The sequence below is a fragment of the Candidatus Pseudoscillospira sp. SGI.172 genome (genome assembly GCF_050313575.1).
GTDB lineage: Bacteria > Bacillota > Clostridia > Oscillospirales > Oscillospiraceae > Vermiculatibacterium.
Window position 1 is genome coordinate 1 of the sequence record NZ_JBNPLQ010000040.1, and the last position, 17,571, is coordinate 17,571.

Genomic DNA, 17,571 nt, shown 5'->3' on the forward strand with positions numbered 1-17,571 from the left:
AAAGGAGCAAGGCGGCCAGGAGCGATACAGCAACCTGGTGCTGCTCCACAGGCGGTATCTGCCCTTGCTGATCGGCCAGGACGCTGCCGCTCTCAAGAGTATCTGCAAGCAACTGACTGTAACCAGAAAACAACTGACCAAAATCAATAACCTGCGCGCAGCCGCAAAACTGGCGGCAATCTGAATAACTTTCTATTGGTGATTGATTAAATGCCTGATAACACAATCGATGGAACGCCGGATGCGGTGAAAGTCGCATGTCCGGTGTGGAGTGGGGGAAAATCCGGCGATTACTTCAAAGGATTACCTATCACTATAGTCCGAAATCGCTCTGGATACGGCCCTGATCCTGTACCTGCTCCATGAGGCGCCCCCGGAGGAGCAAAACCTGGAAATGGTCATGTATATGATCGAGAACGGCGGAGCAAGGGAGGACGATGATGATTTTCAATCCCCTCTGGATATGCTTTTTGAGGCCCTGGATGAAGAGGAGCCGGATCATGTGGCTGTGCGGGAATACAAGATATTCAAGCAGGCCGCCGGCAAAACGGCCAAGTCCATCCTGGTTTCCGCCGCCGTCCGCCTCTCCGCCTTCATCCTGCCGCAGATCACCCGCATCACTTCACGGGACGATATGGAGCTGGGCCTTATGGGGGAGCGCAAGCAGGCGGTGTTTGCCATCATCCCGGACAACGACGGTACCTTTAACTATCTGGTGGGTATGCTCTACACCTGCGCATTTCAGGCCCTCTACTACCAGGCTGACAAGGTACACCGGGGCGCCTTGCCCGTCCCTGTCCGCCTGATGATGGATGAGTTCTGCAACGTGTCCCTGCCGGATGATTTTGGGAAACTCCAGGCCACCATGCGCTCCCGCAACATCATGTCCACCATCGTACTCCAGAACATTTCCGCACTCAAGGCCCTGTTCAAGGATGAATGGGAGGGCCTGCTGGGCAATGCGGACACGACCCTCTATTTGGGCGGAAATGAACAGTCCACCCACAAGTACATCTCCGAGCTGCTGGGCAAGGAGACCCTGGACACCCGCAACCGCAGCGTGTCACGGGGCTCTCACGGCTCCAGCTCTGTCAGCTATCAGCAGACCGGCCGGGAGCTGATGACCCCTGACGAGGTACGGACCATGGACAACGATTACGCGATCCTCTTCATCCGAGGGGAAAAGCCTGTGATGGACAAAAAGTACGACATTCTCAAGCACCCTTACATCAAACTGACGGAGGACGGCGGGGCTTCCCCCTATGTCCACCATCCCGGCCTGACCTATGCCCAGCCTGACCTGTCCATATCATTTGAGAGCCTGGACGATATTGAAATTTTGGAATGAGAGGTTGATCTTTATGTTGAACAAGAAGAATACCAAGCCGGAGACCCTTTGCCGACAGCGGAAAGTACGCCGGTCCTATTTCTCTGCTGTATTGGCCCTGACCCTATGTGCGGCGCTGGCCTGTCCGGCGCTGGCCGCCGACACAGACCCCCTTTCCATCGTCAACAACCTCAGCGACTTCATTTTCTCCTGCATCAAGGCCATTGGCGTGATCGTTCTGGGCTGGGGCATCGTCCAGCTGGGTATGTCCATCCAGTCCCACGACGCATCCCAGCGCACCCAGGGCATCCTCTGTGTATTTGGCGGGCTGCTGATCGCCTTCTCCAAGGAGATCCTGACCGCCATCGGCGTGGTGTAAAGTGCGGCGCGGTACAAAAAGCTGCCTCAATTTGAGGGAACTGGTTAAATGAAAAAGTAAAATCCGGCAGGAGTAAATGCAGGTCATGCAAAAGAAAGCGCCAGTATCAACGGCTTCACGGTTGAAATGCGGTTAGGAATACCCTACAATAAAGGTGCTTCCCCATAATGAAAAATGCAAAAAGGGCATGCTGCCGCAGACGAATGGGAGGAACTGTGCAAGAGTAACTTCCACTCGCCAAGCAAAGCCAGTTTTAAACATCCGCTGGAAGTTACCTTTGCATTTTACATTTTGAGATTGACCAGAGGTGATAATTGATGTATAATTCAGTAAGAATAATTACCGAAGGAGGGGCGGCTATGATGATCCGATCCGCCACCACGCTGCGGAATGACTATGACAAGATGGTGAAGCTCTCTCAGGAGCGGCAGGAGCCCATTTTCCTGACACGCAACGGTGAGGGCGAGATGGTGTTTCTCCCCATCGAATTGTGGGAAAAGCGGGAAGCGGAGCTGGACCTGCTGGCGGAATCCCTGCGGAGAGAGCAGAACCTGGCGGCCGGGGCCAAGACGTACTCCATGCAGGAGATGGAGGCCCTTACGGAGGATGTGCTAGGTGAAGGTTGAATGGCTGTATGAGGCCCGGAACGAATACCGGGACATCCTCCAGTTCTATCGGACCCAGGTGGGCGCGAAGTATGCCAGGGCCTTTGCGGACAAGGTGCTGCACGCGGCCGGGCAGCTGTCCCGCTTTCCTGAGTCCGGCGTCCTGCGGAGCGAGACGCTGATGGGCAGGTATGGGTTCCGCGCCCTGTTTCTCGACCACTATGTACTCATTTACAAGGTACAGGGAAACACGGTGTATATCTACCACTTCAAGGACGCACGGAAAAACTACATCTATCAGATCTTCGGCTTGGAAGAATAACTGAAAACAGCTGTGACAAGAGCACATCCCGTCAGAATGGCGGGATGTGCTCTTGCTTTTTCAAGGGGTGATACGATTGAGTGATAACTGGGTGGTGCAGGCCCTGCAATCCGCCTTCAATATCTGGAACGACAAGCTGACAGAGATATGGTCTCTGGTCACGACCACGCCCCAGGAGTTCCGGGGCGGCGATATATGGAACGCCGTCGTGGGCATCAATGAGGGCCTGAAAGCCATTGGATACGGACTTCTGGTCCTCTTTTTCGCTATGGGCATCTTCCAGTCCGCGGCCAGTTTTCGGGAGATACAGAGGCCGGAATATGCCCTGCGCCATTTTATCCGTTTCATTGCGGCCAAGGTGGCCGTCAGCTCCGCCATGGAGATCATGACCGTCCTGTTCTCCATCTGCGGCGGGGTGGTCCAGTCGGTGATGAGCGGCGTGGGTGGTATGGCATCCGCCGGTGTGACGGTCCCCCCGGAGATGGTGGACGCCATTGAGAGCGTGGGGTTTCTGCACAGCATCCCCCTGTGGATCGTGGCCATGCTGGGCAACTTGTTTATTACGATCATGTCCTTCATTTTGATTATGACCGTCTATGGCCGCTTTTTCCGTATCTATATTTTTACCGCATTGGCCCCCATCCCTCTGGCGGCCTTTGCCGGAGAGGGGACCAGCTTTGCGGGCAAGCAGTTCATCAAGTCCTACATCGGCGTGTGCATGGAGGGCGCGGTGATCGTCCTGGCCTGCCTCATTTTCTCCGCGTTTATGTCCAGCGGTTCCCCGGTGCCGGATACCTCTTTGAGCCCTGTGGTCATGGCCTGGCAGTACATCGGGGAGACGATCTTCAATATGCTGGTCCTGGTCGGTCTGGTCAAGGGGGCCGAGCGCATCGTGAAGGAGCTGTTTGGCCTGTAAAAAACGTCCCTCAAATTGAGGGACGTTTTGAGAGGCCATGCTTCCGGCAGTTATTCATCAAATTTGAGAACGGCGTTGCCATCCTCCATGTCGAAATGGAACTGGCCGTTTTGATAGCCCATCTCCCTGGCCGCGTGGGCCTGGGCGGAGATCTGTTCCATCAGGCGGCGCTCCTCCAGGTGCTCCGCCAGCTTGGGCCCCACCCAGCGGAGAACGGTGATGACTGCCAGTGCGGCGAAGATCCCCCGGTACAGCAGCGGGTGGTCAACGGTCCAGCCGGGAAAGACCATGTTAGTACAGAGCGCGTAGATCAGCAGGGGCATGAGTTTCAGCTTTGCCAGGATGTAGAGCGCAAGGCGGAGCAGGAACAGAGCCAGAAAGACGAGGAACAGCTGCTGGATGATCGTTATGTTCATAAACATTACAGAAACCTCCTTTATTTGTTGTGAAATATGGTGTTTTCCTACCATTATTATCTCATATTTCTGAAAATGTGTCAAAAAATCGCTTTTTTGAGGTGAAAATCTATGGAGATCAAAATTCCGAAGGAAGTGCATCAGCACAGGGAAACTATCTTTTTCGGCTTGTCCACCCGGCAGTTTCTTTGCTCCGTCCTGGCCGTGGGCGCGGCTGTTGGTGTTTATTTTGCACTGAAGGGCATCGTGGGCCAGGAGACCGCCAGCTGGCTGTGCATCCTGGCCGCTGCCCCCATCGCTGTGACCGGCTTTTTTCGCTACAACGGCCTGACCTTTGAGCGGTTTGCCTGGGCCTTTTTGAAGTCTCAGGTCCTGTGTGCCGGGCCCCGCGTGTACCGGGCGGAAAACCTTTACCTCCAGGCCATGCCAAGCAAGAAGGAGGTGTGGGGCAAGTGAGAAAGACTTTGCGTACCGCCAGCCGCGGAGAGCGGGTTCCCTTCAAGATCCCCCGCAGCGTCCAGCAGTCCATCCCCATCCAGCGGGTCTATCAGGACGGGATATGGCAGGTCAATGGCAAGTTCAGCCAGACCTGGCGCTTTGCCGATATCAACTACTCCCTGGCCTCCTATGAGGACCAGCGGGATATGTTCACATCCTACTGCGGCGTGCTCAACAGCCTGCCCACCGACGCCGTGACCAAGATCACCATTCACAACCGCCGGCTCAACAGCTCCGATTTCCAGCACAGCGTCCTCATGGCCGAGCAGGGGAACGATATGGACCGATACCGCCGGGAATACAACCAGGTGCTCACGGAAAAGGCGGCGGCCAGCAACAACCTCATTCAGGACAAGTACATTACGGTCTCCACCGCACGAAAGAATGTGGAGGAGGCCCGCGCGTTCTTCCATCGGGTGGACGCCGATCTGAGCAAGAACCTGGGCCGTCTGGACAGTGGGGCGAGGATGCTGGATACCTACGAGCGCCTGCGCATCCTCCACGACTTCTTCCGGCCCGGCGAGGAACAGTTCTACAAATTTGACCTGAACAGTTCCATGCGCCTGGGGCACAGCTTCAAGGACTATATCGTGCCCGACGGGATGAAGTTCCTCTCCGACCATTTTGAACTGGGCGGCAAGGTGGGCCGGGTACTGTTCATGCGGGAGTATTCCAGCTACATCAAGGACGATATGATTACCAGTCTGGCCGACTTCCCCCGCACGCTGGTACTGTCCATCGACCTTCTGCCCGTTCCCACTGATGAGGCGGTGCGGGACGTGCAGGCCCAGATCATGGGCATTGAGAGCGATATTACCCGGTGGCAGCAGCGGCAGAACGCCCGGAACAATTTTACCGCCGTGGTCCCCTATGAGTTGGAGCAGCAGCGGGCGGAGACCAAGGAGTTTCTGGACGACCTGAGCACGCGGGACCAGCGCATGGTCTATACCAATGTGACCCTGCTTCACATGGCCGACACCCTGGAACAGCTCGATTCCGACACGGAGACGCTGCTTTCCAAATCCCTGTGCGACTTCTCCATCCTCCGCTACCAGCAGGAGGACGGTCTGAACACGGCCCTGCCCTATGGCCTGCGCTCCATCGACGTGACCCGAACCCTGACCACGGAGGCCGCCGCCGCGCTCATGCCCTTCCGGGTACAGGAGATCCAGGACACGGGCGGTATCTACTGCGGCGTCAACGCCGTCAGCAAAAATCTCCTGATCTGCAACCGGAAGAACCTCCTGAACCCCCATGGCTTCATCCTGGGCGTGTCCGGCTCCGGCAAGTCCTTCACTATGAAGGAGTTCATCACCTTTATTGCTCTGTCCACCGATGACGATATCATCATCATAGACGCCGAGCGAGAGTACGGCGATCTGATCCGCGCCCTGGGCGGGACGGTTTTGGAGATATCCCCGAACAGCCCCCACCACATCAATCCCTTGGAGATCGCCAGAGGCTACGGTATGGGGGAGAATCCGGTGGCCATGAAGTCCGAGCTGCTTATGAGCATCTGTGAGCAGCAGATGGGCGAAGGCCAGCTGGGCGCCTTCCACAAGTCCATCATCGACCGCTGTACCGCCGGCGTGTACCACGACCTCATCAAGAGCGGTGGTAAGGCCCGCCAGCCGACCCTCTCCGATTGGAGGAACGAGATCAAGCTCCAGCCGGAACGGGAGGCCCAGGAGCTGGCTCTGGCGTCGGAGCTGTTCGTGGAAGGCTCCCTCAATATGTTTGCCCACGAGACCAACGTGGACATAGACAACCGGATCATCGCGTTCGACCTCTATGAGATGGGAGATCAGCTGAAGCCTACCGCCCTCAACGTCACCATGGAGACCATCCAGAACCGGGTGGCAGTCAACCGCCTGGCCGGAAAGTACACCTGGGTATTCGTGGATGAGGTGTATTTGTTCTTCAAATACTACTATTCCGCCCAATTCCTCTATAAGGCGTGGAAACGCTTCCGCAAGTACGGCGCGGCCCTAACCGCCGCCACGCAGAATGTGGAGGAGTGCCTGCGCTCCGAGACTGCCCGCCTCATGTTCGCCAACAGCGAGTTTTTGGTGTTGTTGAACCAGGCGGCCACCGACCGGGCGGAGCTTGCCAAGCTGCTGAACATCTCGGAAACCCAAATGGGCTATGTCACCAACGCGGAGGCCGGTCACGGACTACTGCGGATCGGAGGGTCCATCGTGCCCTTTGTCAATGAATTTCCCAGGACCGGGGAGCTGTACCGGCTCTGGAACACCACGCCCACGGATAAATAAGCAGGATGGAAAAATCCCCTCAAATTGAGGGGATTTTTCGCACATATTAGGAAACTTACCTCAAATTGAGGGCAGTTTTTTGAGGAGGAAACCATGCCGGATATCAAGGAAAAGCCAAATATCGGACAGCCGAAGGAGAAGCGGCAGAGGCCAGGCCCGCCCGGACAGGCGGGACGGCTGATGAGAGAAAAGTTTGCCCAGGGGATGGACCAGCGCAAGGAGCTGGAGGCCGAGGACAGCGCCTATGCCGTTGACCAGGTGGAGCAGGCGGGCCAGCGCGGTGCGGATGAATTTGTCCGCTCCTTCCAGCAGGACCGACGGAGGCGCCGCAATGACAAGCCAAATGTCAGGAAGGATGAGAAGGACACCTTCAGCGGAAGCCCCGGGAACAGCGGGGCAGAGGAAAAAGCGCCCCCCAGCGGACGGCCTGCAAATACGCCCAAAGAGCGGCGGAGCCCGGATGGCCGTATGGGAAACACAGAGGGCTCCGGCGTGCGTGGTCAGGCCGGGCGGGAAGCTGTGCCTGTCCGGGAGCGGCCTCAACTGGCGATCAAGGAGCGTGAAAAAGAAGCTCTGACCCGCGAAATACCCCAAGGCCAAGGGCCTGCCCCTGTGTCTGGTTCCCCGCGTAAGCCATCCGCTGGAGAGTGGGGGAGGACCCGGCCTGAGAAGAAGAGCGCAGGAAAACCAGATGCCCAGTTGGCCCGGAAGCTCAAAACAGGCTCGGCCAGCGTAAAAAAACGTGTGGCGGCTCCGCTGGGCGGCAAAGAGCCGCTGGCACCCAAGGTCCGAAGCGCCGCAGTCAAGCCGGCTGCCAAGCAGCCGGTCCAGGCCGCGAAGCAGCAGGCCCAGCGCCGGATGGTCCAGCAGACGGCCACGCAGGTGAAACGGGCCGCAAAGGGTGCGGCTGACTTTGCGCGGCGGCTCACTGTGGCCGTGGTCCGGGCCGCCGCGGCTGTCGTTGGGAGCCTGGTCGGACTTGTGGGCGGCGGCGTCTTGCTCATCGTCCTGCTTGTGGTGGCGCTGATCGCCGCCATCCTCAACTCGCCCTTCGGCATCTTTTTCGCGGAGGAGCCCAGTGACCCGGAGACGGTATCGGTCTCCCAAGCCGTTGCTGCGGTCAACATCGACTACAACGCCCAGCTGGAACAGTTACAATCGGGCAGTTATGATGATATTGTCATACACGGCCAGGGGCCGGATTGGGGTGAGGTGCTGGCCGTGTTCGCAGTACATACCGCCGGGAAGGATGATGGTGTGGACGTTGTGACCCTGGACCAGGATCGGGTGGAGCGATTGAAGGCAGTGTTTTGGGATATGACGGCCCTTTCTTCCGAGGTGGAGACCATAGAGCATCCGGGAGAGGACGGCGGCGAGGGGTGGACAGAGTACATCCTGCATATCACCATTACGCCCAAGACCGCCGATGATATGCGGACCATCTATGCCTTCACGCAGGAGCAGAACAGCGCCCTGGATGAGCTGCTGTCTGACCGGGCGGCGCTGGCGGCGTTGGCCGGGAGCCTGAATATCACCGATGCGGAAGCACAGGAACTCCTTCAGGCATTGCCCGCAGACCTGGAACAGGCCCGGAAGGACGCGGTGGAGACGGCTCTTTCCCTGGTTGGGAAGGTCGGTTATTTTTGGGGCGGAAAGTCCCTGGTGATCGGCTGGGATTCCCGCTGGGGCCAGCTTACCAAGGTGTGGGCGGCCGGAAACTCCACCTCCGGCACCTACCGGCCCTACGGGCTGGATTGCTCCGGCTTTATGGACTGGATCTTCTATAACATCACCGGCGGCGAGTATGTCCTGGGCCGGGGCGGCGGGGCTACCGCCCAGCACGCTTACTGTACGCCTATTTCCCAGGCGGAGGCCCAGCCCGGAGACCTGGCCTTCTACCCGGACGATTCCCATGTAGGGATCGTGGTGGGCCGGAGGGAGGACGGGAAGCTGCTGGTCTGCCATTGCTCCAGCGGCCAGAACAACGTGGTGGTGACATAGTTTACCGCCAGCGGCTTTACCGCCCTTGGCAGGCCCGACTTGTTTTAGTTTTAAAGCTAAGAAAAACGACTCAAATTTAGCGAAATTTCTATGTTTTTGACATTTTACAAATAAAATGTTAGTATTTTGTTTATGGGAGGTGAACAAAATGCTGACATGGGAAACACTTAATATTTTGAGCTATGGTGCCGGGACGCCCAGTACCACCCTGGCCTTGATGGCCTGCGAAAATGCCCGGCATGGACCGCCTTATCCCTATCCCATGGTCCCCATCTATGATGCGGTGATTTTCTGTGATCTGCACGGGGAGCCCAGTTGGGTATATCAGCAGGCATCGTTTACTGCGGCTGCCTGTGCTAAAGTTGGGATTCCGTTCTATACGCTGGATGCTAATTTATACAAAGATTTTCTGGAGAATTTTGGCCGCACTCATATTGCCAGCATCCCGTTTTGGACGCTTGGGGAGGATGGTAAGAAGGGACGTATGCCCCGTCAGTGTACTTACGATTATAAAATCAAAGTCATAGAGCGGTTTGTGCGGCGAGACCTTTTGGGTTACAAGCCCCGTCAGCGTACCCTGCCACTGGACCTCCATGCCCACCGGATGCACATGGGCATCATGTGGGAGGAGCGCCGCCGGGCCAAGCCCAGCAGATTGACTCTTTTTGAAAACTGCTACCCGCTGGTGGAAATGGGCTGGACCCGCCCCATGTGCTATGCCTACAACCGGGAGGCGTGGGGGCTGGAGACCAGGGCGAGCTGCTGCCTATTCTGCCCCTTCCATACTAACTACTTTTACCAGTATATCCGAGAATGGGAGCCGGCCTGTTATGCCTGCGCCCGTCGAATCGACGAACTGGTAGAGACCCATGAGGCCCGGCCTCCTTTAAAAAGCAAACTGTTTCTTTCACATTCCCGAAAGCGGCTCCGGAATCTAAAGCTGGAGGATTGTAATGACGCACCGCAATTTCATTACCGGTCTACTCTTGTCTGGAGCAGTTTTTGAGGGGCAATATCTTCCCTCAAATTGAGGAAAGATATTGCCCCTGACACATGAAGAGACGCAAAGACAATTTTTTGTGTTTTTTATTATATAGACTACAGTATTTATGAAGAATTTAGATTAAGATAAAGTGTTATGCGAAACATACCACCTTCCCGCTTTATATCGAGCGTACCCCCGTATTTATCTACAACCGACTGGACATTTTGTATCCCATATCCATGGTAAGAGTGGCCGATGTGCAGACGATGTTTCCTACCCTCGATATACTGGTTAGACATCTCATAGAGAAGGAGACTATTATGAACTGAGAGCTCTAATGAAATCTTCCGCTGCTGAACCGGAAGGGCTAAACATGCCTCTAAAGCATTTTCAAAAGTATTTCCGATAATAATGCTGAGGTCGAGTATATTGATATTTAGAGTTTTGGGCACCCAGACGGACAAATCTAATGGTACAGCCAAATCCTTGGCTTGCTGGGCGTAGTGTTGCAGAATTGCGCCTACTTCCGGGTTCCCGACATCAACAACACTTCCAATTTTGTTGAGAGAGTCCTGTGCAGCAAGGAGCACCTTTTCCACAGATAATTTATTCCCACTTTCTGACACCGCTTTCATGGCAGTTAGGTATTTACTCATATCATGCCACATGGCGCGGGTTTGCTCTTGCTCTTTCCAAAGGCTGTCATAATAACTTAACTGTAATTCAAGCTGCTGCTGTCGGAGATCAGCATTGTGCCGCTTTTCCTGCCGTGCTTTAACAACCTCTGCATAGACGACAATTACAATATTGAGATAAAGGATGCCTATTAAGATGATCGTCGATTCCACAGAGAGCCTTCGCCCACCATTTTGAGTAAGGTGCAGGATTTCATCGCAGAAATAGACGCTGAATATCTGACAGGCAAGAAGGGGCAGCAAACTTTTCAGCTTCAGTAAAGAGTGCTCCTTGTGCATGAGCGGGACGGCGATTATGACCAATGCTAATTGGCACACTTTCGCTATGAGAATATAGATAGCCCGCTCATACCCTGGGGACATAACATCCAGGTATTCCCACCCCATAATTGCAAGCAGTTTTAAGCAAAGAAGCTCCGTAATCAAGGCCAGCGCACAGAATACAGTAGCAACATAAACTGCATTAAGTGGTGTAGAGCGATAACAGGCTTTACACAGCATAAGGATACCAAACCAAGTATAAATGGTTCGGAGGATCGGCACAACAGGAGCTAAATTTAAGACGGCGAGCCCTAGTCCAAATACGATATAGGAAATCCAAACTGTGACAGATGAACAGGATTTCCGAGAAAGCAACTTCTGTAAGTAAAAAAAGACGAGGAACACGCCAAAAGCGATGGTAAAAAGCTGATAGATAAAATACGTACAAATCACCTTCTCAAGAAGCGGAAGAGAGCTTCATCAAATGCTTTCTTACGGTTCCTACTGATTGGGATATCTGTACCATCGGTTAAAAATAGGCTGCTCTTTTGAATGTGATCCACAAAGTCCAGATTCACCAAGAAGCTGTTGTGCGGCCGTGCGAAACCATTGCTCCGAAAGTTTGCCTCAAATCCTTTGAGTGGAGTCCTTACCTGATGCTGTCCTTTTATAGTGTGGATTATCGTGGTATAGTTAAAGACTTCAATATATGTGATATCCCTGATTCTTACAAGGATCGGTCCACGTTCCCCCGCCACAGAGATACTTTTGGGGGAGCACTTAGCCACTGCGGCAGATACTGCCCACACAAAGTCTGAGTATTCAACCGGCTTTTTCAGATATCGGAAAGCAACTTCATAGCCCCGGATCGTGTAGGCCCCACTTTGTGTAATAAAAATAATTAGGGGAATATCGGGCAGTTTATTGAGTTCCTCGGCCGCCTGGTAGCCGTTTATACCATCCATTTCTATATCCAGAAGTACAATATCAAAATAGTCACATTGAAAAGAGGCAAGTAATTCCTTCGATGAAGTAAAACTTTTCCAGTCCGCTTGAGCGTCATAGTGCAGCAAATAGTCTCGAATTTGTTGCAGATCGTTAGGATCGTCGTCGCACAACGCGAATTTCATGTTTCTCCCTCAACTTAGTCATGAATGATTTTTGTGAAAAGCTGTACGGATACTGTCCTGAATAAATTTCTGCACAGGTGCATCCAATTCAGAAAGCATATTTTCTAGTTCGCTAAATTGGTACTGTTCCTGCTTCTCGTCGTAAAAAATCTGATTCGCGTCCAGTGAAAGCACATTGACCAATCGCTTCAATGTGGGGATGCTTGCCATAGATAGACCGCGTTCCAACTGACCAATATAGCCCGCCGATTTTCCAATCAATTCTGCAAGTTGCTCCTGTGTCAACCCATGCTCTTCCCGTTTCGTACGAATCAAGTCACCAATCTGCATAGCCATCACCCATGCTCTAGCTGTAGTATTGCTATTATTATTACATAGCAAATCATCAGTATACAGATAGTAACACAATGATTTTATCATAGTTACACAAAAGAATCAACTAATTACTGCAAGAAAGCGACAGGTTACAGCATAGATATTGTTTATTTTGTACAATCGATTAGAATATAATTACCAGAAGGAGGAAAGAGTGACCAATGATTAAGAAAGCGGCAGTCTGGTCTACGAGCTGGTTGTGTGCCAATGGGATTGTAGAGCCAGAGAAGGACAAAATATACGCCTACGGGATGGAGCTGGTTCTGTCCGGTTTGGTCAATATCCTGTCTGTCCTGCTGATCTCAATTCTGCTTTTCCATCCGATTGATGGTCTGCTCTTCCTTGCGGCGTTCATCCCTCTGCGGACGACAGCGGGTGGATACCACGCAAATTCCCACTTGTCCTGCAATCTGGTTTTCCTCTGCACGTTTATCGTGCTGGAGGGGCTGGGATATTGGCTTCTGAAATACTGCTCTGTCATCCTTTATCTGGTTATAGCAATCACTTCGTTTGTAACACTGTTGATCCTATCCCCCAGTGAGGCGAAGAACAAGCCGCTGACCCTGGAGCGGCGACAGAGCAATCGTCGCAGAAGCCTCATTTTAGGTGGGCTGAATTTGGTAGTCGGAAGCACCTTTGTATGGGGCCTTCAAGCGCCAGCCCTATGGTGCACAAGTTACTATTTGGGAGTTATCGCAGCATCAAGTTCGATGTGGGCGGCTCGAATAAAAGAAGGGATGTGTGCGCAATGAAAGTGATGGTTAAACGTATTTTCCTGTGGTTTGGTGGAGCAGTGGCCGTGCTGGCGCGTCGTACAGCAGCTGCGTCGGTAAGCTCCACCTGTTTCTACACGGCCTATCAGCCGGATGTTCCAGACGATATGATGTAATTCTTATCTATCAATATTAGGACTACTATCGCACTATATTGTATTCTTATTAAGTAAAGAAGTCACTTAACTATGTTGAAGAGATTTCTGTTTCTGGGTTTGTGAATTATTAATTACATAGACAAAGAAGGGTGGAGATTTTATGAAAAAATGGGTTAGAATGTGTTCATTCCTGTTGGCAGCGGTAATGATGTTTACTTCTACTCCTTTTGCGTATGCCAAAGAAAACACCAATCGGGCAGATGACATGGAAGATATATCAATCATACTTGAAGGAAAACCTGTAAATATTAGTTATAAAGTTGAAGATAATTATATCTCCTGTGTTAAAATCGGAGAGAATGTTATGAATCGAGAGGGTGACGAGGTTTTCCTTAATGGAACAAAAATTGCAACGATTACAACGACGACAGTAGTTGCAGATGACGATGTTCAGCCTAGAACTGGCTGGATTTATGGAGATAATACATGCCCTTCTGGTTCGTCTCCCAGTGACTACAATGAATTAGTTGAAACCAAGAATCATAATATTACACTTGAAATTGAAATTGGAAAAATTACAAGAGATATCTTGTTAGGGTTATTAGTTATGATAGTTCCTTTTGCAACGGAGGTTGTTGGGCGCGAAGTTTTTTCTGGTATTGCTGGTATAATCCTTGGCCATATTTCTGCTTTTGATGACGGATGTATTTACGCTACTGAAATGAAGTATAAAGGTGGAATTCCCTATACTCGTAAAAATGTTTTTGACTTCTATAATGATGCAGCAAAAGGCAGTAGTAGTTATGAAGGAAGGGCTACCTGCTATTCATCCTGGGCTTGATGGTGCCATGGATTCATTTATCATGGTTTTAATTCCGTGGTTTATTGGAAATCTAGCGGCCAATCTGCCTGTTGGTAGACAAGTGATGCGGTGGTTATCTGAGCAAAAATACTGTCAAGAAAAAAAGAGAAAGAATCGAATTACTAATTTGATTATAACATATAGTCCATTTTTTGGGGTGGTTATAGCTTGTTCAATAGTAATGGAAAGATATTTTTCTCTACTATTACGTAATTTGATTTTATATTTGCTTGTAGTATTGTTGTTTTCAGGTTGCTTCTTTATGTCCATTGTATGGATGAAAGGTGATTCAAAAAGTAAATAATCCTTGTTTGTAAAAGGGGGTAGCAGAGCTACTCCCTTTTTATTATCCGCTAAAGAAAATGATCTAACATTATATTTGCTAATAACATAAAAATATTGGAGAAGAAGGCGAAGGTAACTAAATGTGTGAGCCAGCTTATTGATACTTATTTCGACACCGCTCGTCCACGGGCGACCATTCCACGTCGGTGATTGCACATGAGCACCCCCACACAGGTGCGTCTTTATCCGGTATAATAGGGGTACTTTCAAATGGGGGTGCTTTTGTGCGAGAGAAACTGGTCGTAAGACGATATTTTTATTCAAAAATGGCAGGGCCACTGATTTTGGAGTATTATCTGCTGGTAAGTCCGCTTGCGAAAGATTTGGAGATTTACGGTGTCAAGATCGTTGAACAGCGGAGTGGAGTAGCGGCCAGTGTTCCCGGTCTTACAGTGAACAGCCGGCAGGTCTTTCACTTCATTGACTTGCTTTCCAAAGGAATCGTTACGCCAATAAGTCTGGCAGATATTGTGGAGGATTGGTTATAAGCTATGGAACCTATCTGTTCAGATACCCTCGCTTTCACCTAGAAAGGATGGTATCAGATGCCTATCTTCTACTTTGTACCAGATCAAGAGGCCGACGCACTCAAAAATCCCTTGACTGCGGAGCGTTTGTTACGCAGCCTTGGAGCCACCGGGAAGCTGGCTGGTTTTCGTTGTACTGTTTACATGATAGAGCGTATCAAGGAAGATCCAGAACAACTCCAGCTAATTACGAAACGCCTTTACAAGGAGACTGGGAAAAGGTTCGGTTCCTCGGCGGCGTCGGTTGAGCGCAATCTTAGAACTCTGATCCATTTTTGTTGGAATAGGACAGATCACAGCTTTTTAGAGCATATCGCAGGGACCCCGTTGAAAAATCCGCCTACAAACAGCGAATTTCTTGACATACTTGCCAGCTATCTGCGTGAAATGGACAGCTGAAGAGAGGGGAGGCATTGGCCTAATACAATTCAGATAAGAAAAAATCGCCGTAAAAAAGCCCAACCCCTCTGCCTTACAAAAAATAGGGGGTTGGGCCTTTTTCAATTGCACACAGCTGAATTTGTTGAAATCAGTATTCGTCTTTCGGTTCTCAATAGCCGTAATTCAAAAACAGATATTCTTGAATAAAGAGCTTTATATGTGCATCATATTCGCACCGAAAATAAGCAATTTCTTCTGATGTGTAGTGCTCAAAAAATGAATTATACGCAGGATTTTTACAGTTCTGCAACGTCAAGGTTTGAAACTCTACATCATAGCCAAAGTCTAATATTATCCGTTGTTTCCCATCAAAAAGAAAAAGCGATCCAGAGAAATATCCGTCAAGAAATTCTATGTCGTAAAATTCAATATCAATTCCTAGCATATTGCTCTCCCTGATATTGTTTTTATTAGCCCACAACAACCGTTATTCATCCGCTGTCTTATAGGCGTCTGATTGGAAATATTCGTACACTTCACGGACCTGGCTATTGGAAAAGTACGGCTGACAAGTGTCTCTGTCATTATGGTGCTTACCATAAAACCACTCCCAGCTTTGAACACCATTATGTACGAGTTCAAGGTCGTTGGTGACTTCTTCGGTCCAGCGGTTTGGCTTTGCAATGCGGCTCAATAAACTTGCGATTTTTGTTCGGTTAAGCTTATCATTCTGTTCGATTAGTGTGAGGATTTCTTCGATTCGTTCACATTGAAAGACTTCTTGCATCATGGAACTGTTTTGGGTTCCAGAAATCAAATCTTTGAGGAAAAAATATCCTTCACTGGTGTATGTGGTCAAAAGAGAATACACCAAGTCACAGCAAATTCCATTCAAATTCCCGCAGCAAAGGGCGTATGTTTTCAGCGCATCATCTAGCGCGAATTGAAACGACTCAGTATTCATAACATCGGGACAATCTCGGAGAGTTCCGCACAGAGAAAGAAGAATATTTCCGCATTTTTCTTTCATCCATCCAGAAAAGTCGCAGGATGCATCTGAAAATTTGATTGTCATATCCTTCATATTGCATCGTCAACTCCTAATATAGTTTCATCTCTGCGATACAGGTGGGCTCGATGGTAGTCTTGATATCGAAGCGGTAGTCACTATCTCTCTTGCTAATTCAAAAATCTTAAATATGTGGGCTACCAGGGCCAAATACATATTATCAGTATAGCCACCCTTGGGTGAAAGTCAATGGGAACTTCGTAAGTGAATTATAAGCAGTTATCGGGACTAACTTAACGTTGCCAGCCGCCCTCCCCAAAAAAGTTAAGGGGTAAATCCGAAGATTTGCCCCTTGGCTGTTTCTAATGTAATAGTGTTGGGCATTGGCCTCCCCTCTTTCTATGTCGATGCAAGCTGACCCAATGAGGTCCATGTTGATTGTGGTCAGCCATTATCGACAGGAATGGACTGTATTTTGACAGGATTCGCTCTACTTTTTATTCAAAAACAAGCACAATGAGCAAAGAAAGTAGCTTGTTGGGAAATGATGATCTTGCTGAAATGCCCCTCAAAATGAGGGGAGATTTGACGCCAACCACCAACCGGCACAAGCCCACTGATTTCTTGGCGGGCTTGTGCGGGCTGGCGACAGTCCGGTAATTGAATAGGTCCATTGGATACGTCCGATATGCGTCCGAAAGGAAAGCCGTGCGGGAATTGAGCAGGCCATGACCCCACTTTGAGAAGGGAGGTATAGGGAGAGCAGCCGTCCGCGCACAAACAGGCCGTGGCGGGTCTGGAGGCGATGACCCGCATATCGGGGAGATACGATTGCCCAGTCTCAGCCCGAGCGTTGAAGCATCTATGGGTTCCCAGAAAAGTCCATAGGCTTTTCTGGGAGAGGAGAAGCAACAAAGCGATATGAAGTTTTCGCCTATGGCGGAAACGGAATGAGCGCAGTTTGCTTCGGCGATGTGAGCCGTCGCAGGCAAAGAGGGCAACCTGCGAGACCCGCAGGGGGTGAAATTCCCGTGTAAGGCGCGCCAGCGCCGTCCAGTGTGTTCCTGAAATCTGTACACATCATTATCACGATACCAAGAACCGCACCTGCATGAGGGGGCGGTTTTTGTCATATTATGGAGGACACTATGAGTAGTATGGTTATGGAGCGTATCAACCGATGTGATAAGGAAGAAACAGAAGTGGAATTTACGGTCCAGGGACGGAAGGTAATAGGTATATTCCCAACCGGAGATAACTTTGATATTTACCAGCAGATCAAGCATATGTTAATCAATAGTTATATGAAAGAAAAATCTTCTGAAATTCGGGAGTTTTGACATTTTTGGCGGATTATGATATAATATATATACAAGGAAACTTGCTGTGTACT

The 17,571-nt window shown here is 50.8% G+C and carries 23 protein-coding genes; 17 read left to right on the forward strand and 6 right to left on the reverse strand.

Features of this window, described 5'->3' with window-relative positions; all coding sequences use genetic code 11:
• The 6 genes from ACQRD3_RS12220 to ACQRD3_RS12245 form a co-directional block, all read left to right on the forward strand.
• Positions 1-184: hypothetical protein (locus ACQRD3_RS12220; RefSeq protein WP_427781577.1), on the forward strand; the 184-nt coding region annotated here is incomplete at its 5' end.
• 171 nt (positions 185-355) lie between these two features.
• Positions 356-1,348, forward strand: a complete 993-nt coding sequence (locus ACQRD3_RS12225) for a VirD4-like conjugal transfer protein, CD1115 family (RefSeq protein ID WP_427781599.1) — start codon at positions 356-358, stop codon at positions 1,346-1,348.
• A gap of 13 nt (positions 1,349-1,361) precedes the next feature.
• Positions 1,362-1,706 (forward strand): TrbC/VirB2 family protein, encoded by a 345-nt coding sequence (locus ACQRD3_RS12230; RefSeq protein ID WP_427781578.1) that lies wholly within the window; start codon positions 1,362-1,364, stop codon positions 1,704-1,706.
• 359 nt (positions 1,707-2,065) lie between these two features.
• Positions 2,066-2,332 carry a type II toxin-antitoxin system Phd/YefM family antitoxin gene (locus ACQRD3_RS12235; protein ID WP_427781579.1) on the forward strand — a complete coding sequence of 89 codons (267 nt, stop codon included), beginning with the start codon at positions 2,066-2,068 and terminating at the stop codon, positions 2,330-2,332.
• On the forward strand, positions 2,322-2,633 hold the full coding sequence (locus ACQRD3_RS12240; RefSeq protein WP_427781580.1) for a type II toxin-antitoxin system RelE/ParE family toxin: 312 nt from the start codon (positions 2,322-2,324) through the stop codon (positions 2,631-2,633). Before ACQRD3_RS12235 ends, ACQRD3_RS12240 begins: the two co-directional genes overlap by 11 nt.
• Before the next feature lie 76 nt (positions 2,634-2,709).
• Positions 2,710-3,549: a hypothetical protein gene (locus ACQRD3_RS12245; protein WP_427781581.1), complete on the forward strand. Its 840-nt coding sequence runs from the start codon at positions 2,710-2,712 to the stop codon at positions 3,547-3,549.
• A gap of 50 nt (positions 3,550-3,599) precedes the next feature.
• Here ACQRD3_RS12245 and ACQRD3_RS12250 read toward each other — a convergent pair whose 3' ends face one another.
• Positions 3,600-3,971 carry a hypothetical protein gene (locus ACQRD3_RS12250; protein ID WP_427781582.1) on the reverse strand — a complete coding sequence of 124 codons (372 nt, stop codon included), beginning with the start codon at positions 3,969-3,971 and terminating at the stop codon, positions 3,600-3,602.
• A 105-nt stretch (positions 3,972-4,076) separates the two neighbouring features.
• On the opposite strand from ACQRD3_RS12250, the gene ACQRD3_RS12255 reads away from it, so the two are divergent.
• The 4 genes from ACQRD3_RS12255 (at position 4,077) to ACQRD3_RS12270 (ending at position 9,743) form a co-directional block, all read left to right on the forward strand.
• Positions 4,077-4,421, forward strand: coding sequence for a PrgI family protein (locus tag ACQRD3_RS12255; RefSeq protein ID WP_427781583.1), 345 nt, complete (start codon positions 4,077-4,079; stop codon positions 4,419-4,421).
• Positions 4,418-6,736: a VirB4-like conjugal transfer ATPase, CD1110 family gene (locus ACQRD3_RS12260; protein ID WP_427781584.1), complete on the forward strand. Its 2,319-nt coding sequence runs from the start codon at positions 4,418-4,420 to the stop codon at positions 6,734-6,736. Before ACQRD3_RS12255 ends, ACQRD3_RS12260 begins: the two co-directional genes overlap by 4 nt.
• 93 nt (positions 6,737-6,829) lie before the next feature.
• Complete coding sequence (locus ACQRD3_RS12265; RefSeq protein WP_427781585.1) at positions 6,830-8,737, forward strand: NlpC/P60 family protein; 1,908 nt, start codon at positions 6,830-6,832, stop codon at positions 8,735-8,737.
• A gap of 148 nt (positions 8,738-8,885) precedes the next feature.
• Positions 8,886-9,743, forward strand: a complete 858-nt coding sequence (locus ACQRD3_RS12270; protein ID WP_427781586.1) for a hypothetical protein — start codon at positions 8,886-8,888, stop codon at positions 9,741-9,743.
• 101 nt (positions 9,744-9,844) lie between these two features.
• On the opposite strand, the gene ACQRD3_RS12275 is transcribed toward ACQRD3_RS12270, so the two are convergent.
• The 3 genes from ACQRD3_RS12275 to ACQRD3_RS12285 are packed head-to-tail and all read right to left on the reverse strand — an operon-like array spanning position 9,845 to position 12,144.
• Positions 9,845-11,131 (reverse strand): ATP-binding protein, encoded by a 1,287-nt coding sequence (locus tag ACQRD3_RS12275; protein ID WP_427781587.1) that lies wholly within the window; start codon positions 11,129-11,131, stop codon positions 9,845-9,847.
• The gene (locus ACQRD3_RS12280; protein WP_427781588.1) at positions 11,128-11,808 is read right to left on the reverse strand and encodes a LytR/AlgR family response regulator transcription factor; all 681 of its coding nucleotides are present in this window, start codon (positions 11,806-11,808) and stop codon (positions 11,128-11,130) included. The genes ACQRD3_RS12275 and ACQRD3_RS12280 overlap by 4 nt, the downstream gene beginning before the upstream one ends.
• Before the next feature lie 18 nt (positions 11,809-11,826).
• The gene (locus ACQRD3_RS12285) at positions 11,827-12,144 is read right to left on the reverse strand and encodes a helix-turn-helix domain-containing protein (protein ID WP_427781589.1); all 318 of its coding nucleotides are present in this window, start codon (positions 12,142-12,144) and stop codon (positions 11,827-11,829) included.
• A gap of 200 nt (positions 12,145-12,344) precedes the next feature.
• Here ACQRD3_RS12285 and ACQRD3_RS12290 point away from each other — a divergent pair, with 200 nt between their 5' ends.
• The 6 genes from ACQRD3_RS12290 (at position 12,345) to ACQRD3_RS12315 (ending at position 15,187) form a co-directional block, all read left to right on the forward strand.
• Complete coding sequence (locus tag ACQRD3_RS12290; protein ID WP_427781590.1) at positions 12,345-12,935, forward strand: accessory gene regulator B family protein; 591 nt, start codon at positions 12,345-12,347, stop codon at positions 12,933-12,935.
• On the forward strand, positions 12,932-13,072 hold the full coding sequence (locus tag ACQRD3_RS12295) for a cyclic lactone autoinducer peptide (RefSeq protein WP_427781591.1): 141 nt from the start codon (positions 12,932-12,934) through the stop codon (positions 13,070-13,072). The genes ACQRD3_RS12290 and ACQRD3_RS12295 overlap by 4 nt, the downstream gene beginning before the upstream one ends.
• Positions 13,073-13,214: 142 nt before the next feature.
• The gene (locus tag ACQRD3_RS12300; RefSeq protein WP_427781592.1) at positions 13,215-13,895 is read left to right on the forward strand and encodes a hypothetical protein; all 681 of its coding nucleotides are present in this window, start codon (positions 13,215-13,217) and stop codon (positions 13,893-13,895) included.
• The gene (locus tag ACQRD3_RS12305; RefSeq protein ID WP_427781593.1) at positions 13,858-14,220 is read left to right on the forward strand and encodes a hypothetical protein; all 363 of its coding nucleotides are present in this window, start codon (positions 13,858-13,860) and stop codon (positions 14,218-14,220) included. The genes ACQRD3_RS12300 and ACQRD3_RS12305 overlap by 38 nt, the downstream gene beginning before the upstream one ends.
• 265 nt (positions 14,221-14,485) lie before the next feature.
• A complete protein-coding gene (locus tag ACQRD3_RS12310) occupies positions 14,486-14,749 on the forward strand; it encodes a DUF6514 family protein (protein WP_427781594.1) in 264 nt (87 codons plus the stop codon).
• A 57-nt stretch (positions 14,750-14,806) separates the two neighbouring features.
• Positions 14,807-15,187: a sporulation initiation factor Spo0A C-terminal domain-containing protein gene (locus ACQRD3_RS12315; RefSeq protein WP_427781595.1), complete on the forward strand. Its 381-nt coding sequence runs from the start codon at positions 14,807-14,809 to the stop codon at positions 15,185-15,187.
• 151 nt (positions 15,188-15,338) lie between these two features.
• On the opposite strand, the gene ACQRD3_RS12320 is transcribed toward ACQRD3_RS12315, so the two are convergent.
• Both ACQRD3_RS12320 and ACQRD3_RS12325 read right to left on the reverse strand, forming a co-directional pair.
• Complete coding sequence (locus ACQRD3_RS12320) at positions 15,339-15,614, reverse strand: hypothetical protein (RefSeq protein ID WP_427781596.1); 276 nt, start codon at positions 15,612-15,614, stop codon at positions 15,339-15,341.
• Between the two features lie 42 nt (positions 15,615-15,656).
• Positions 15,657-16,253, reverse strand: coding sequence for a hypothetical protein (locus ACQRD3_RS12325; protein ID WP_427781597.1), 597 nt, complete (start codon positions 16,251-16,253; stop codon positions 15,657-15,659).
• A 1,088-nt stretch (positions 16,254-17,341) separates the two neighbouring features.
• Here ACQRD3_RS12325 and ACQRD3_RS12330 point away from each other — a divergent pair.
• Positions 17,342-17,518: a hypothetical protein gene (locus tag ACQRD3_RS12330; protein ID WP_427781598.1), complete on the forward strand. Its 177-nt coding sequence runs from the start codon at positions 17,342-17,344 to the stop codon at positions 17,516-17,518.
• Positions 17,519-17,571: the final 53 nt, after the last annotated feature.

Bases quoted from the DNA above. Each gene is read 5' to 3' on its own strand.
- ACQRD3_RS12230 (WP_427781578.1), top strand. From the start codon at position 1,362: ATGTTGAACAAGAAGAATACCAAGCCGGAGACCCTTTGCCGACAGCGG.
- ACQRD3_RS12265 (WP_427781585.1), top strand. From the start codon at position 6,830: ATGCCGGATATCAAGGAAAAGCCAAATATCGGACAGCCGAAGGAGAAG.
- ACQRD3_RS12270 (WP_427781586.1), top strand. From the start codon at position 8,886: ATGCTGACATGGGAAACACTTAATATTTTGAGCTATGGTGCCGGGACG.
- ACQRD3_RS12285 (WP_427781589.1), bottom strand. From the start codon at position 12,144: ATGGCTATGCAGATTGGTGACTTGATTCGTACGAAACGGGAAGAGCAT.
- ACQRD3_RS12325 (WP_427781597.1), bottom strand. From the start codon at position 16,253: ATGAAGGATATGACAATCAAATTTTCAGATGCATCCTGCGACTTTTCT.
- ACQRD3_RS12300 (WP_427781592.1), top strand. From the start codon at position 13,215: ATGAAAAAATGGGTTAGAATGTGTTCATTCCTGTTGGCAGCGGTAATG.
- ACQRD3_RS12330 (WP_427781598.1), top strand. From the start codon at position 17,342: ATGGAGCGTATCAACCGATGTGATAAGGAAGAAACAGAAGTGGAATTT.
- ACQRD3_RS12295 (WP_427781591.1), top strand. From the start codon at position 12,932: ATGAAAGTGATGGTTAAACGTATTTTCCTGTGGTTTGGTGGAGCAGTG.
- ACQRD3_RS12280 (WP_427781588.1), bottom strand. From the start codon at position 11,808: ATGAAATTCGCGTTGTGCGACGACGATCCTAACGATCTGCAACAAATT.
- ACQRD3_RS12235 (WP_427781579.1), top strand. From the start codon at position 2,066: ATGATGATCCGATCCGCCACCACGCTGCGGAATGACTATGACAAGATG.
- ACQRD3_RS12320 (WP_427781596.1), bottom strand. From the start codon at position 15,614: ATGCTAGGAATTGATATTGAATTTTACGACATAGAATTTCTTGACGGA.
- ACQRD3_RS12250 (WP_427781582.1), bottom strand. From the start codon at position 3,971: ATGTTTATGAACATAACGATCATCCAGCAGCTGTTCCTCGTCTTTCTG.
- ACQRD3_RS12255 (WP_427781583.1), top strand. From the start codon at position 4,077: ATGGAGATCAAAATTCCGAAGGAAGTGCATCAGCACAGGGAAACTATC.
- ACQRD3_RS12305 (WP_427781593.1), top strand. From the start codon at position 13,858: ATGAAGGAAGGGCTACCTGCTATTCATCCTGGGCTTGATGGTGCCATG.
- ACQRD3_RS12290 (WP_427781590.1), top strand. From the start codon at position 12,345: ATGATTAAGAAAGCGGCAGTCTGGTCTACGAGCTGGTTGTGTGCCAAT.
- ACQRD3_RS12315 (WP_427781595.1), top strand. From the start codon at position 14,807: ATGCCTATCTTCTACTTTGTACCAGATCAAGAGGCCGACGCACTCAAA.